Origin of the sequence: Streptomyces sp. NPDC004629 (assembly GCF_042873595.1) — a bacterium.
Taxonomy (GTDB): domain Bacteria; phylum Actinomycetota; class Actinomycetes; order Streptomycetales; family Streptomycetaceae; genus Streptomyces.
The window spans coordinates 68,659-82,243 of sequence record NZ_JBIALO010000037.1; the positions used below are offsets into that span (position 1 = coordinate 68,659).

Genomic DNA, 13,585 nt, shown 5'->3' on the forward strand with positions numbered 1-13,585 from the left:
CAACCACGACGGCGCATGACGGCGGTGCCGAACTCACCGCACCCACCCTCACCAACCAACCCGCACAACCCGGCGCCACCAGGCAACCCGCACAACCTGGTGCCGCCAGCCAGCCGCACAACCCCGTGCCATCAGCCGACCCGCTCAGCCAGGCGCCGCCAGGCGACCCGCACAACCCCGTGCCTTCAGCCGACCGCCAAGCCCCGCAGGGCCCGTCACTCACGTGGCCCCTGCCAGAACGCCCCCGCCACGCCCGCCCGTAAGGATGCGGGCATGGGTATACGCATGCTCCACCGCCGGACGGCACAGGCGTGGATCACGGCCAGGGCGGACACCGCCACGGCCCCGTCCTTGCCGCCCCCGCAGGTCCCGGCCCTCGCGGCCGACGCAAGCACCGCCCGCATCCCCACCGCCCCGTCGACCTCGGTACGCGAGGCCGTGACGGACATCGGGCGGCGACTCGGCGGGCACACCCCCCGCCGCGATCCGACACCGCGCTGGCGCCACTGGACCGAGCTGGCCCGCAGCTACCTCGCGCTGCTGCTCACCCTGCTCCCACGGCTGCGCCCGCGCCCGCCCCGCACCATCACCGTGTTCGTGGCCACCGTCACCGAGCGACCGGCCGGCTCCGCTCCGCACCGTCCCCTCCGGGACCGGCGGGAACCGGAACCGGGGCCGGACGCCACACCTTGACCCCGACGGCGTACACCACGAGCCCCGGCACAAGCCCCGCGCCGGCCCCGAAGCACACCGCCGGCACCAGCTCCCAGGGCCGCGCCGTGGCGCCCCAGTACGCCCACCAGCGGACCGCACGCTCCACCGCCGCGACCATCGCGCAGCCACCGATCACGGCACCGGCCCCCCACCGGTCCCGTACGGAAAGGACCGGCACCCCCACCGGTTCGCGCGCGGGGGCCCGCCGTACCGCACGCAGGACGAACGCGGCGATCACGAGCGCGGCCAGCGCCGAGCCGCCGTACTGCACGTACCAGTACAGCGGCGCGCCCGCCAGGTCCCGGTCCAGTACCGGGACCAGCCGTGTGCCCCAGCGGCCGTGGTGTGTGAACGCGTCCCACCCCACGTGGGTCAGCGCACCGAGTACGGCGGACACGTACCACCACGCCACCGTGGCGGGCCGCACGCGCGCGCGTGGCGCCCCGCACCGCAGCAGCCCCGCGGCCCGTGCCCGGCACGTTCGCGGCAGCAGCGCCACCAGCGGCTCGCGCACCAGCAGCCACAGCCCCACGAGCGCCCACGTGGTCAGCACGTCGACGCCGAGGACGCCGCCCAGCGAGTGCGTGACCGTCCCGAACTGCATCGCGCCCGGCAGGACGCTCGCCGCGTAGAAGGTCATGTCGGGGGCGAAGGACCCCGCGACGAGCACCGCGGGCACCAGCCGGCCCCGCCCGGTTCCGTCCGCGCGCACCGCGGGCAGCACGGCGGCGGCGTGGCTGAGAGTGAACGGCAACGAGGGCCCCCTGAAGCGGTCGTCGGCCGCTGCGCCGACCCGGTGATCGCGTCTGTCAAGTATGAGGGACTTCCGCCACCGCAACGGCATATGGCCAACCGGTGAAAACCGGGCTGCAACGGGTGCCCGAGCAAAGCAAGTTGCCGTAGGGTCACCTGGGTCGCCGCCGGTGACGCACGGCCGGAGGGGTCACCGTGCGACGGGAACGGCGCAGCGGGGCAACCACTGCCCCGGGTCAACCGTCACAACAGAGCGAGCAGGCAGTCGGAGACGGGCGCCGGGGCGTCCACGGGAGGGGTTCACTCTATGGCGGCGCATTTTGGCAGGAGGCTGTGCAAGGGGGCGGCGACGACCGCGGCGGCCGCAGCGGCGGTCGCTGCCCTTTCGGCGTCCCAGGCTCCGGGCGGTACGGCCGACCCCGACCAGCGTGCCGCCACGGGCGCCAGTGCCTCCGCACCGGAGGAGGACACCGAGCACAACGCCACCGGCAACTCGCCGTACTACACGGACCTGCCGCCCCTCAACAGCCCCAGACCCAGCCCCAGCCCGTCATCGAGCGCCGGCACCCCGGTCACCCAGGGCGATACCGAGGCGGGCATACCGGCCACCGTGCTGGACGCCTACAAGAAGGCCGCGGCGAAGCTGCGCTCCACCAAGCCGGGCTGCAACCTGCCCTGGGAACTCCTCGCCGCCATCGGCAAGGTCGAATCCGGCCAGGCCCGCGGCGGCCGGGTCAACGCGAACGGCACCACCCTGAGCCCGATCCTCGGCCCGCAGCTCGACGGCAACGGCTTCGCGCTCATCAAGGACACCGACAACGGCGCGTACGACGGCAACAGCCTGTACGACCAGGCCGTGGGCCCCATGCAGTTCATCCCGTCCACCTGGGACTGGGCGGGCCGCGACGGCAACGGCGACGGCAAGAAGGACCCCAACAACATCTACGACGCGGCGCTCGCGGCCGGCCACTACCTGTGCCGCTACGGCTGGGACCTGTCGGTGCAGGCCGACCTCGACCGGGCGATCCTCAGCTACAACAACTCGCAGGACTACCTCAACACCGTCCTGTCGTGGCTGGAGTACTACCGCAAGGGCATCCACTCGGTCCCGGACGGCACCGGACGGCTGCCCGGCAGCCGCAGCGACGGACCGGACCGCGTCGACCCCTCGCCGTCCCCCCAGCAGCCGGGCGGGTCGACGCCGAGGCCGGAGAAGCCGAGCGACACCCCGAAACCCCACGAGCCGTCTCCGCCGAGCACTCCGTCTCCGCCGGCCACACCGTCCCCGCCGTCCCCGCCGGCCACGCCCACCGACACGGTGGACCACCTGGCCGACGCGGGCACCGCCCAGCTCTCCGCGATGGCCGGCGACACCTTCGCCAAGAAGATCAGCACGCGCGCCGAGACCAAGGCCGGCACGTCCGTCGGCAAGGTCCGCGTCCGGTTCACCCTGGTCGGTGACACCGATGCCACCTTCGCCGGTGGCGAGCGCGTCGCCACGGTCGCCACCGACAGCAAGGGCGTGGCCGTCGCACCGGCGCTGAAGGCGGGCCGGAAGACCGGCGACTTCACGGTACGGGCCGCCGTGGTGGGCCGTCCGACGGTCAAGGCCCTCGACTACACGGCGACGGTCACCGCGCGCGCCGCCGACGCCCTCGTCCGCACCGGAGAAGCCCCGCTGACCTGCACGGCGGGCGGCGAGTTCGCCGACCAGGTCGCCGTGAAGGCCACGTACCAGGGGGCGGTCGCGGACGGGGTCGCGGCCACCGCGACCCTGGTCACCTCCAAGTACGACCCCTCCGTCAACGACAAGGGCCCCTACTTCAAGGACGCCGACGGCGACGCCGTGCGCACCCTGAGCGGCCTGGTGACCGACGAGAACGGCCAGATCACGCTGCCCAAGCTGTACGCGGACGACACCGCGGGCACGTTCCTGCTGCGCATCACCACCACCGGCGGCGCGACGCTGACCGTCGAGCTGACGGTGACCGCGGCCGAGAGCCCGTCCGCCCCGTCGCCGACCGCCTCAGCGACGTCGTAGCGGCCGCCGGCCGCACGCTCCTGCGAGGGCGCCCCTCCGCTTGTGCGGAGGGGCGCCCTCGTCCGTGTGCGACGTGTTCTCATCTCGCCCTCCCGTTGCTACGGTGCCGCACCTGACGATCCATCAGTTCGCGACGTTCGGGCTGGAGCCGGCGAGGTGCCCCGCTCCGTGCCCGACTGTTCCGACCGTCCGGGGAGGCTCCGCATGCGTGCCCTGATCGCCGCCGCGACCGGTCTCGTCCTCGCGCTCGCCCTGGTCCTCGCCATCACCGTCATGGGCCTGCCGGACGGCAGGACGTCCCCGAAGCCGCTGCTGACGACCGTGCCCGCACACCCGTAACCGCTCCTCCGGGAGGGAGGCCGAGATGCGCCGCAAGGCCGGCCTGGTCCTGCTCGCCCTCGCCGTGTTCTTCGCGGCGCTGTCCCCGCTGGTGCGCTGGTACGCCTTCCCGCGCCTGGCCAAGATCCCGCCGAACCAGTACCAGGACATGGTCCTGGAGGCCAAGGGCGCCACCCTCCTCGACTACGGCACGATGAAGGCGCGGAAGGTCTCCGAGGTCACCATCGTGCAGACGCTCAAGGGCAATGTGGAGGCCTCGAAGAAGGTCGAGCGGACGGCGGGCCGGGACGTGGTCGTCTGGGACGGCCTGTCCTATGTCCAGGGCCCCGACGGCAAGATGGTCTCCGAGATCCCCGAGCGCTACATCTTCGACGCCCACTCCCAGGAACCCGTCCACGCCACCGGCGAGATGGTCGACGGCGACCCGGTCCGACGGGACGGCATCGAGTTCAAGTGGCCCTTCCTCACCGAGAAACGGGACTACGAGTACTTCGACGCGCAGACCCGCACCACCAGCCCCATCCACTACCGGGGCACCCGGAACTTCCGCGGGCTGAGCGTCTATTACTTCGAACAGACCGTCCCCTGGACCAAGGTCCGCTTCCCCAAGGTCATGCCCGTCGAGGGCATCACCCCGGAGTCGGTCGCCAAGACCGGCACGACCCGCTGGTACACCACGGTCCGCAAGTTCTGGGTCGAGCCGGTCACCGGCGCGCCCGTCTACGGCGAGGAGATCCACAAGGAGGAGCTGCGCGGCGGCACCCTGCTCGGCGGCCGGGACCGCGTGACGGCGTTCGCCGGCCATGTGAAGATGCGCGAGGACTACATCGCGCACACGGTGTCCCTGGTCAAGGACAACCGGACCGTCGTCCTGCTGCTGACGTCCTACCTGCCCTGGGGATTCCTGTCCCTCGGCGTCCTGCTGCTGATCCCCTCCCTCTACCTGGAGGCACGCGGCCGCCGACCGGAAGAACCCGCGCGGGCCGACGCGTCCGAACCGGAGCCGGTCAGCGCCTGAGGCGGGCGTTGGTGTGCCGGGTCGGCTCGGCCGCGGCCGGGTCCTCGGGCCACGGATGCTTCGGGTACCGGCCGCGCAGCTCCGTCCGCACGCCCCGGTAGCCGTCCTTCCAGAAGGAGGCCAGGTCGGCGGTGACCGCGGCGGGCCGCCCGGCGGGGGAGAGGAGGTGCACGAGCAACGGCACCCCGGCGACCGCCGGCGACTCGTGCAGCCCGAACATCTCCTGGAGCTTCACCGCGAGGACGGGTTGTTCCGGGTTGCCGTAGTCGATCCGGATCCGGGACCCGCTGGGTACCGTGATCCGTTCCGGAGCCAGCTCGTCCAGGTGCCCGGCCGTTCCGTCCGCCCACGGCAGCAGCCGCGTAAGCGCCTGCCCGGCGTCGATCCGTGCGAGATCCGCACGGCGCCGGGCCCGCCCCAGCTCCGGCTCCAGCCACTCGTCCACGCGCGCGTGCAGAGCATCGTCCGACACATCCGGCCAGGGCTCACCGAGGTGCCGCCGCAGGAAGGCCAGCCGCTGCCGCAGCACGCCCGCATCCGCGGACCACTTCAGCAGCCCGAACCCCTCCTGGCGCAGCCCGTCCAGCAACGCCTCCCGCACCAGGGCGGGCGCGGCGTCCGGCAGCGCCCGCACGGCCAACTCGACGGCCCCCAGCCGCTCGACCCTGCGCGCCACGACATCCCCGTCGGCCCAGCGCACCTCGTCCCGCCCGCCCAGCAGCGCCCCGCCCGCGAGCCGGGCCACGTCCTCGTCCACGACGGCCCCGAGCCGCACGCGCGCGTGGCCCTTGCCCACAGGGCGGTCCGCAGCGGCGACGGCGAGCCATGCGCAACCGCGCAGCGCCGAACCCTCAGCGGCCTCCGCCCGCGTCCCCGACACCATCAGCCACGACCCGCCGGTCCACCTCCCCACCCGCTCGGGAAACGCGAGAGCGGCGACGACACCCGCGGCCCGGTCCGCGCCGGACCCCGCCGGGCCACCCGACCAGGCCGGCGGTGACGCCACGGGCGGTGCGGCAGCGCCGGCCGTGCCGATCTGTGTCGTCGGGGCCGGGCGGCCTGACTCGGCGGCGACGGCCCGCAGCCGTCGCACCTCCGCCCGCCACCGACCGGCGTAGGCGTCGCCGCCGCGCCCCGCGGCCCGCACCGCGCCCGCGAGATCGTCGCCGTACGCCCGCGGCGCCTCCTCGCTCAGCAGCGCGACCACCTCCGCCGCCCGCTCCGCGCCCACCAGCGGCGCCGCGTCGAGCAGCGCACGCCCCAGCCGGGGGTGCAGCCCCAGCCGGGCCAGCCGCAGCCCCCGCGGCGTCGCCCGGCCCGCCGGGTCCACCGCGCCGATCGCCGTCAGCACCTCGCGCGCCGCCGCCATCGCCCCGCCCGGCGGAGCATCCAGCAGCGCGAGGCCGGAGGCGTCCGGATCGCCCCAGCAGGCCGCCTGAAGAGCGAACGCCGTCAGATCGGCCACCTTGATCTCCGGCGCCGGAAAACGCGGCAGCCGCGCGTCCTCGGCCTGCGCCCAGCACCGGTACACCGTGCCCGGCGCCTCGCGCCCGGCACGGCCCGCCCGCTGCCGCCCCGCCGCCTGCGACGCCCGTACCGTCGTCAGCGCGCTCAAACCGCGCGCGTGGTCCACCCGCGGCTCACGCGCGAGTCCCGAATCGACCACCACCCGCACCCCGGGAACCGTCAGCGAGGACTCCGCGACGGACGTGGCCAGCACCACCCGACGGCGCTCCCCAGGCGCCAGCACCGCGTCCTGCACCGCCGCCGGCGCCCGCCCGTGCACCTGGAGCACCTCGACGTCACCGAGGTCACGCAGATCCCCCAACCGACCGGCGACCCGGGCGATCTCGCCGACACCCGGCAGGAAGCACAGCACGTCACCCGAGCGCTCCGCCAACGCCCGCCGCACCACCGACGCCACGTGCGCCGTCAGCGCCGGATCGACCCACAGGCCGTGCGGCGGCCGCACGGGACGCGCCGGGGGCGCCCACACCACCTCGACGTCGTACGCGGCGCCCCGCGCCTCGACCACCGGCGCGCCGCCCAGCAGCCGCGCCCAGCCCCGCGCGTCCGTGGTCGCCGACGCCGCCACCAGCCGCAGGTCCGGCCGCAGCGTCTCACGCACGTCCCACAGGAACGCCGCCGCCGTGTCCGCGTCCAGATGCCGCTCGTGGCACTCGTCGAGCACGACGACGTCGACACCGGCCGACTCCTGGTCCCGCTGGAGCCGCTGCAACAGCACACCGGTCGTGACCACCTCCACGCGCGCGTGGCGCCCCACGACCCGCTCGCCGCGCACCGTGTAGCCGACGGAGCGTCCGACCTCCTCGCCCAGCAGCCACGCCATCCGGCGGGCCGCCGCGCGCGCCGCGATCCGCCGCGGCTCGGCCACGACCACCCGCCGCACCGGACCCTCGCCCAGCAGCCCGGCCAGCGCGAGCGGCACCAGCGTGGTCTTGCCGGTGCCGGGCGGCGCCACCAGGACGGCGGTGCCGTGCCCCGCCAGGGCGTCGTCCAGCGCGGGCAGGGCAGCGCGTACGGGCAGGGCGTCCAGGGCGTCGTAACGGATCACGCCCCCAGTGTCGTACGCCCGCGGAACCGTCCCCCACACACGCGTGCGTGCGCGTGTGCCTCGGTCCCGCCCCACGCGCGCGTGCGTCAGTCCCGCTCGCAGACGAAGATCGCCGTACCCGGGACGAGGGCGCCCCGCAGCGGGGACCAGCCGCCCCACTCGGCCGTGTTCCACGCCGGCCACTCCGGCTCGACCAGGTCCACCAGCCGGAAACCGGAGGAGGCGATATCACGGACCCGGTCGCCGAGCGTCCGGTGGTGCTCGACGTACACGGCCCGGCCCTCGTCGTCCTGCTCCACGTAGGGCGTGCGGTCGAAGTACGACGCCGAGACCGTCAGACCCTCCGGCCCCGGCTCGTCCGGGAACGCCCAGCGGATCGGGTGCGTGACGGAGAAGACGAACCGGCCGCCCGGGCGCAGCACCCGGCGCACCTCCCGCAGCACCAGCCGCGGGTCCGCCACGAACGGCAGCGCCCCGTACGCCGAGCACGCCAGGTCGAAGGAGGCGTCCGCGAACGGCAGCGCGGCTGCGTCGGCACACACCAGGGGAAACGAACCGCCGATGCGCAGCGCGTGCTGCAACTGGCGGTGCGAGAGATCGAGGGCCACCGGACGCGCGCCCTGCGCGGCCAGCCAGCGCGCGCACTGCGCCGCGCCCGCCCCGATCTCCAGGACCGCCCTGCCCTTCAGCTCCCCCGGTGGGCCGAGCAGTTCGGCCTCCACCTCGTCGAGGCCCTCCGGCCCCCACACGAAACGGTCGTCCCCGAGGAACGTGCCGTGCTCGACCTGGTACTCGTCCGCGTTCCGGTCCCACCAGCCGCGATTGGCGCGGGCGCTCTCCGCGACGCCGGCCGCACGCCGGGTGGCCTCCGGCTCGAACGCTTCGGACTCTTGGATGATCGGCTCCCTCGTCGTACTCTGCCGTGAATCCGTGGGGCGTGGCACGCACGGCGTGTCACGCAAGGGGTCCCGCGGACCGGCGTGGCCTGGCCGGACGGTTCTTGTGCCGGGTATGCGAGGAACCGCCCCGGCTGTGCGCCTTCGTGCATTGACCCTGTCCGGCTGCCCCCGTATGCTACAAGTTGCGCTGCGGGCCTGCGCTCCTCAGACGTAGCAGGCTGCGCTCGCATCTGTTGTATGTCCCCTCGGTTGTCGAGGCGCCGTCGCCGGATTTTCGGTGGGGCGCTTCCTAGGCTGTCCGGCTTCTGCAGAGCGAAACGGGCTCCCGGCGTAAGCAGTACCTACGACTTCAATGTCCGTACCGGAGCCCTTTCCCACATGACGAGCAGCACCGAGACCACCGCCACCACCCCGCAGGTAGCGGTCAACGACATCGGTAACGAGGACGCGTTCCTCGCAGCGATCGACGAGACGATCAAGTACTTCAACGACGGCGACATCGTCGACGGCGTCATCGTGAAGGTCGACCGGGACGAGGTCCTGCTCGACATCGGTTACAAGACCGAAGGTGTCATCCCGAGCCGCGAACTCTCGATCAAGCACGACGTCGACCCGAACGAGGTCGTCGCCGTCGGCGACGAGATCGAGGCCCTGGTCCTCCAGAAGGAGGACAAGGAAGGCCGCCTGATCCTCTCGAAGAAGCGCGCCCAGTACGAGCGTGCCTGGGGCACCATCGAGAAGATCAAGGAAGAGGACGGCATCGTCACCGGTACCGTCATCGAGGTCGTCAAGGGTGGTCTCATCCTCGACATCGGCCTCCGTGGCTTCCTGCCCGCGTCTCTCGTCGAGATGCGCCGGGTCCGCGACCTCCAGCCGTACGTCGGCAAGGAGCTGGAGGCCAAGATCATTGAGCTGGACAAGAACCGCAACAACGTGGTCCTGTCCCGCCGTGCCTGGCTGGAGCAGACCCAGTCCGAGGTCCGCCAGACGTTCCTCACGACCCTCCAGAAGGGTCAGGTCCGCTCCGGTGTGGTCTCCTCGATCGTCAACTTCGGTGCCTTCGTGGACCTGGGTGGCGTCGACGGTCTGGTTCACGTCTCCGAGCTGTCCTGGAAGCACATCGACCACCCGTCCGAGGTCGTCGAGGTCGGCCAGGAGGTCACCGTCGAGGTCCTCGACGTCGACATGGACCGCGAGCGTGTCTCCCTGTCGCTGAAGGCGACCCAGGAAGACCCGTGGCAGCAGTTCGCCCGCACCCACCAGATCGGCCAGGTCGTGCCCGGCAAGGTCACGAAGCTGGTTCCGTTCGGTGCGTTCGTCCGCGTCGACGAGGGCATCGAGGGTCTGGTCCACATCTCCGAGCTGGCCGAGCGCCACGTGGAGATCCCGGAGCAGGTCGTCCAGGTCAACGACGAGATCTTCGTCAAGGTCATCGACATCGACCTGGAGCGCCGCCGGATCTCGCTGTCCCTCAAGCAGGCCAACGAGTCCTTCGGTGCCGACCCGGCCGCGGTCGAGTTCGACCCGACCCTGTACGGCATGGCCGCGTCCTACGACGACCAGGGCAACTACATCTACCCCGAGGGCTTCGACCCCGAGACCAACGACTGGCTTGAGGGCTACGAGAAGCAGCGCGAGGAGTGGGAGCGCCAGTACGCCGAGGCGCAGCAGCGCTTCGAGCAGCACCAGCAGCAGGTCATCAAGTCCCGTGAGGCCGACGCCGCTGCTGCCGCCGAGGGCGGCGAGGCCGCCGCTCCGGCCGCGTCCGGTGGCGGTTCGTACTCCTCCGAGGGCGCGGACAACTCCGGCGCGCTGGCCTCGGACGAGGCGCTGGCCGCGCTGCGCGAGAAGCTCGCCGGTGGTCAGAGCTGACCTGAGCGCTTGCCGCTGAGGCTGGGCAGTTGAAAGAGGGGCCGCACCTTTCGAGGTGCGGCCCCTCCACCTTGCGAGCCACGGGCGGCCTTGCGGGCGACGGGTGTCCGTGTGAGTCGCGGGCGGTCTTGCGGGCGACGGGTGTCCGTGTGAGTCGCGGGCGGTCTTGCGGGCGACGGGTGTCCGTGTGAGTCGCGGGCGGTCTTGCGGGCGACGGGTGTTCCCTGCGGGTCACGGGCGGTCTTGCGGGCGACGGGTGTTCCCTGCGGGTCACGGGCGGTCTTGCGGGCCACCGGCGGTCCCGCGGTCCGCCGGTTGTCGGACCGCCACGGGTCGTCCGTGGCGGCTCGTGCGGTTCCCCGCCCCGCCTCGCGGGGAGTTGAGAGTTGCCCTCGCCGTTGAAGAAACATGCGGGATACACCAAGAGCCGATGGCCCGTAACCGGCCATTGGGAGGCTTCCTCGGTCGTTCATGATCGAGATGGGAGCCTCCGCCATGGCACTGCCTCAGTCCGGGTCGGGAACGAGTCGTCGTACATTCCTGCGCAGCGTCGGCGTCGCCGGCGGCGCGGGAGCCATGTTCGCCACCATGGGGGCGCTCGGCCTCGCCCCCACCGCCGCCCACGCGGCCGAGAAGGAGACGCCGTTCCAGCCGCCCCGCCGCAGCGACTTCACCCTCCAGGGCCGCACCGGAAAACCCGCCAAGGTCGTCGTCATCGGAGCCGGCATCGCCGGCCTCACCTCCGCGTACGAACTGGGCAAGGCCGGCTACGACTGCACCGTGCTGGAAGCCCGCGACCGCGTCGGCGGCCGCAACCTCACCGTCCGCGGCGGCGACACGCTCACGGACATCAACGGCGTGCGGCAGACGGCCGGATTCAGCAAGGGCCAGTACATGAACGCCGGCCCGGCACGCCTCGCCCAGTGGATGGTCACCCTCGACTACTGTCGCGAACTCGGCGTTCCCATAGAGGTCTTCACCAACTCCAACGCCAGCGCGCTCATCTACAACCCGGGCACCGGCATGAGAACGCCGGTCCAGTACCGGACCGCGAAGGCCGACGTCTACGGCTACGTCTCCGAACTCCTCGCGAAGGCCACCAACGCCGGTGCCCTAGACGGCGAACTGACCGCCGACGACAGGGAACGGCTGCTCGCCTTCCTCAAGGGCTACGGCTCCCTGGGCGCCGACTACACCTACACGGGCACCGAGCACCGCGGCTTCACCGTCGACCCCGGCGCCTCGGGCACACCCGGGAACGAACTCGGCGACGTGCCCTCGCTCTCCGAGGTCTTCGCCTCCAACGTCGGCCGCTACTTCTCCTTCGAGTTCGGCTACGACCAGGCGATGCTGATGTTCCAGCCGGTCGGCGGCATGGACCGGATACCCGCAGCGTTCGCACGCGCCATAGGAGAGGAACGGATCCGCACCGGCGCGCCCGTCACCGACATCAAGAACACCGGCGACGGCGTCGTCGTCACCTACACCCAGCGCGGCCGCACCCGCACCATCGAGGCCGACTACTGCATCGCCACACTGGCACCGCACATCCTCGCGAAGACCTCGCACAACCTCGGCTCCGGGGTGCAGACCGCCCTCCTCGCCGTGCGGCCCTCCCACGCCTCCAAGATCGGCCTTGAGTACAGGAGCCGTTGGTGGGAACGGGACTTCAGGATCTTCGGCGGCATCACCGAGACCGACCTTGACCTGGACCACATCTGGTACCCGTCCTACGGCCACCTCGGCGACCGAGGGGTGATCATCGGCTACTACAACACCGGCGCCCACTCCGAGGCGTACTCGGCGCTCACTCCCGCCGGGCGCCTGGAGCGCGCCGTGGCCCAGGGCGTCCAGATCCACGGTGAGAAGTACCGCACCGAACTGGCCGCGTCGTTCTCACACCAGTGGAAGCTCGTCCCCTACCTGGAAGGCGCCTGGCACTCCATGCCCGGCGGCCCGGACGCCCCTGCGTACGCGCCGCTCAACCGGGCGCAGGGCAACGTGTACTTCGCCGGCGACTACCTGAGCTACCTGGACGCCTGGCAGCACGGCGCGATCACCTCCGCCCGCAAGGTCGTCACCGAACTGCACCGGCGCGTGCTCGCCTCCTGACCCCGTCTGGCGCCTCGACACGGCGGCTCCACGCGGTCCCGGCACCGCCCGGAGCCGCCGTGACCGGTCCCGGGGAGGCGGGAATGCCCGCGTCCTCGCGGACGTTGATCCGTGGGGAACAGAGGAGGAGCGGTCACAGTGCTTGATCCGCAGGGTTTGTACGCATGGGAGCCGAAGGGGCTGGCTGTCGTCGACATGGCGCTGGCCCAGGAGTCGGCCGGCCTTGTCATGCTCTACCACTTCGACGGATACATCGACGCGGGCGAGACCGGCGACCAGATCGTCGATCGGCTGCTCGATTCGCTGCCCCACCAACTCGTGGCCCGTTTCGACCACGACCGGCTCGTGGACTACCGGGCCCGTCGCCCGCTGCTGACGTTCAAACGGGACCGCTGGACCGACTACGAGGTCCCGGCCATCGAGGTCCGCCTCGTCCAGGACGCCACCGGAGCGCCCTTCCTGCTGCTGTCCGGCCCGGAGCCCGACGTGGAGTGGGAGCGCTTCGCCACCGCGGTACGGCAGATCGTGGAACGGCTCGGCGTCCGCCTGTCCGTGACCTTCCACGGCATCCCCATGGGCGTCCCGCACACCCGCCCCGTGGGCGTCACGCCGCACGGCAACCGCACCGACCTCGTGCCGGGCCGCAGCCCCTTCGAAGAGGCACAGGTGCCCGGCAGCGCCGAGGCGCTTCTGGAGTACCGCCTCATGGAGGCCGGACATGATGTCCTGGGCGTCGCCGCGCACGTTCCGCACTACATCGCCCGCTCCGCGTACCCGGACGCGGCGCTGACCGTCCTGGAGGCCATCACGGCCGCCACCGGCCTGGTCCTGCCGGGCATCGCGCACTCGCTGCGCACGGACGCGCACCGCACGCAGACCGAGATCGACCGGCAGATCCAGGAGGGCGACGAGGAACTGACGGCCCTCGTCCAGGGCCTTGAGCACCAGTACGACGCCGCGGCGGGCGCCGAGACCCGGGGCAACATGCTCGCCGAACCGGTCGAGATCCCGTCGGCGGACGAGATCGGCCAGGAGTTCGAGCGCTTCCTGGCGGAGCGGGAGGGCGAGGCCTGAAGTGCCCCGGGCCGATCGGGTCCGAACCCGAGGGGTCCGGAGGGTTCGAGCCCGGGAGCGTCTGAGCCTGGGCTTGTCCGAGCCGGAGGTGTCTGAGAAGCTGTTGTCGTTCCGATCTTGAGGGGTGTGCGTCGAACGGGAGTCTCGATCGGGTGATCACAACAAGCCGGGGGCATGAGAACAGGGCC

The 13,585-nt window shown here is 72.2% G+C and carries 10 protein-coding genes; 7 read left to right on the top strand and 3 right to left on the bottom strand.

What is annotated here, in order from left to right; translation table 11 throughout:
- The first annotated feature begins 273 nt into the window (after positions 1–273).
- Entirely contained in the window at positions 274–693 is a 420-nt protein-coding gene (locus ACFYTE_RS36655; protein WP_388720091.1) for a hypothetical protein, read from the top strand.
- Here ACFYTE_RS36655 and ACFYTE_RS36660 read toward each other — a convergent pair.
- Positions 608–1,468 (bottom strand): DUF4184 family protein, encoded by an 861-nt coding sequence (locus ACFYTE_RS36660; protein ID WP_388720094.1) that lies wholly within the window; start codon positions 1,466–1,468, stop codon positions 608–610. The two genes, ACFYTE_RS36655 and ACFYTE_RS36660, sit on opposite strands and share 86 nt — an antisense overlap.
- Before the next feature lie 306 nt (positions 1,469–1,774).
- Between ACFYTE_RS36660 and ACFYTE_RS36665 the strand changes: the two genes are divergently transcribed.
- The 3 genes from ACFYTE_RS36665 to ACFYTE_RS36675 all read left to right on the top strand — a co-directional run bounded on the left by ACFYTE_RS36665 (position 1,775) and on the right by ACFYTE_RS36675 (position 4,865).
- Entirely contained in the window at positions 1,775–3,508 is a 1,734-nt protein-coding gene (locus tag ACFYTE_RS36665; RefSeq protein ID WP_388720097.1) for a lytic transglycosylase domain-containing protein, read from the top strand.
- 204 nt (positions 3,509–3,712) lie between these two features.
- Entirely contained in the window at positions 3,713–3,847 is a 135-nt protein-coding gene (locus tag ACFYTE_RS36670) for an SPW_0924 family protein (RefSeq protein ID WP_388720100.1), read from the top strand.
- A 25-nt stretch (positions 3,848–3,872) separates the two neighbouring features.
- Complete coding sequence (locus ACFYTE_RS36675; protein WP_388720103.1) at positions 3,873–4,865, top strand: DUF3068 domain-containing protein; 993 nt, start codon at positions 3,873–3,875, stop codon at positions 4,863–4,865.
- Here ACFYTE_RS36675 and hrpB read toward each other — a convergent pair.
- Complete coding sequence (gene hrpB, locus ACFYTE_RS36680; protein ID WP_388720105.1) at positions 4,855–7,440, bottom strand: ATP-dependent helicase HrpB; 2,586 nt, start codon at positions 7,438–7,440, stop codon at positions 4,855–4,857. The two genes, ACFYTE_RS36675 and hrpB, sit on opposite strands and share 11 nt — an antisense overlap.
- Positions 7,441–7,526: 86 nt before the next feature.
- Positions 7,527–8,384, bottom strand: coding sequence for a class I SAM-dependent methyltransferase (locus tag ACFYTE_RS36685; protein ID WP_388720108.1), 858 nt, complete (start codon positions 8,382–8,384; stop codon positions 7,527–7,529).
- 333 nt (positions 8,385–8,717) lie between these two features.
- Between ACFYTE_RS36685 and rpsA the strand changes: the two genes are divergently transcribed.
- From rpsA to ACFYTE_RS36700, 3 genes are all read left to right on the top strand, one after another.
- Positions 8,718–10,211, top strand: coding sequence for a 30S ribosomal protein S1 (gene rpsA / locus ACFYTE_RS36690; RefSeq protein ID WP_351735057.1), 1,494 nt, complete (start codon positions 8,718–8,720; stop codon positions 10,209–10,211).
- A gap of 495 nt (positions 10,212–10,706) precedes the next feature.
- Entirely contained in the window at positions 10,707–12,323 is a 1,617-nt protein-coding gene (locus tag ACFYTE_RS36695) for a flavin monoamine oxidase family protein (RefSeq protein ID WP_388720111.1), read from the top strand.
- Positions 12,324–12,461: 138 nt separating this feature from the next.
- Complete coding sequence (locus tag ACFYTE_RS36700; RefSeq protein ID WP_388720114.1) at positions 12,462–13,397, top strand: PAC2 family protein; 936 nt, start codon at positions 12,462–12,464, stop codon at positions 13,395–13,397.
- Positions 13,398–13,585: the final 188 nt, after the last annotated feature.

What these genes read in the sequence shown, in the direction of transcription:
- ACFYTE_RS36655 (WP_388720091.1), top strand. Translation starts at nt 274, where the DNA reads ATGGGTATACGCATGCTCCACCGCCGGACGGCACAGGCGTGGATCACG.
- ACFYTE_RS36665 (WP_388720097.1), top strand. Translation starts at nt 1,775, where the DNA reads ATGGCGGCGCATTTTGGCAGGAGGCTGTGCAAGGGGGCGGCGACGACC.
- ACFYTE_RS36670 (WP_388720100.1), top strand. Translation starts at nt 3,713, where the DNA reads ATGCGTGCCCTGATCGCCGCCGCGACCGGTCTCGTCCTCGCGCTCGCC.
- ACFYTE_RS36675 (WP_388720103.1), top strand. Translation starts at nt 3,873, where the DNA reads ATGCGCCGCAAGGCCGGCCTGGTCCTGCTCGCCCTCGCCGTGTTCTTC.
- rpsA (WP_351735057.1), top strand. Translation starts at nt 8,718, where the DNA reads ATGACGAGCAGCACCGAGACCACCGCCACCACCCCGCAGGTAGCGGTC.
- ACFYTE_RS36695 (WP_388720111.1), top strand. Translation starts at nt 10,707, where the DNA reads ATGGCACTGCCTCAGTCCGGGTCGGGAACGAGTCGTCGTACATTCCTG.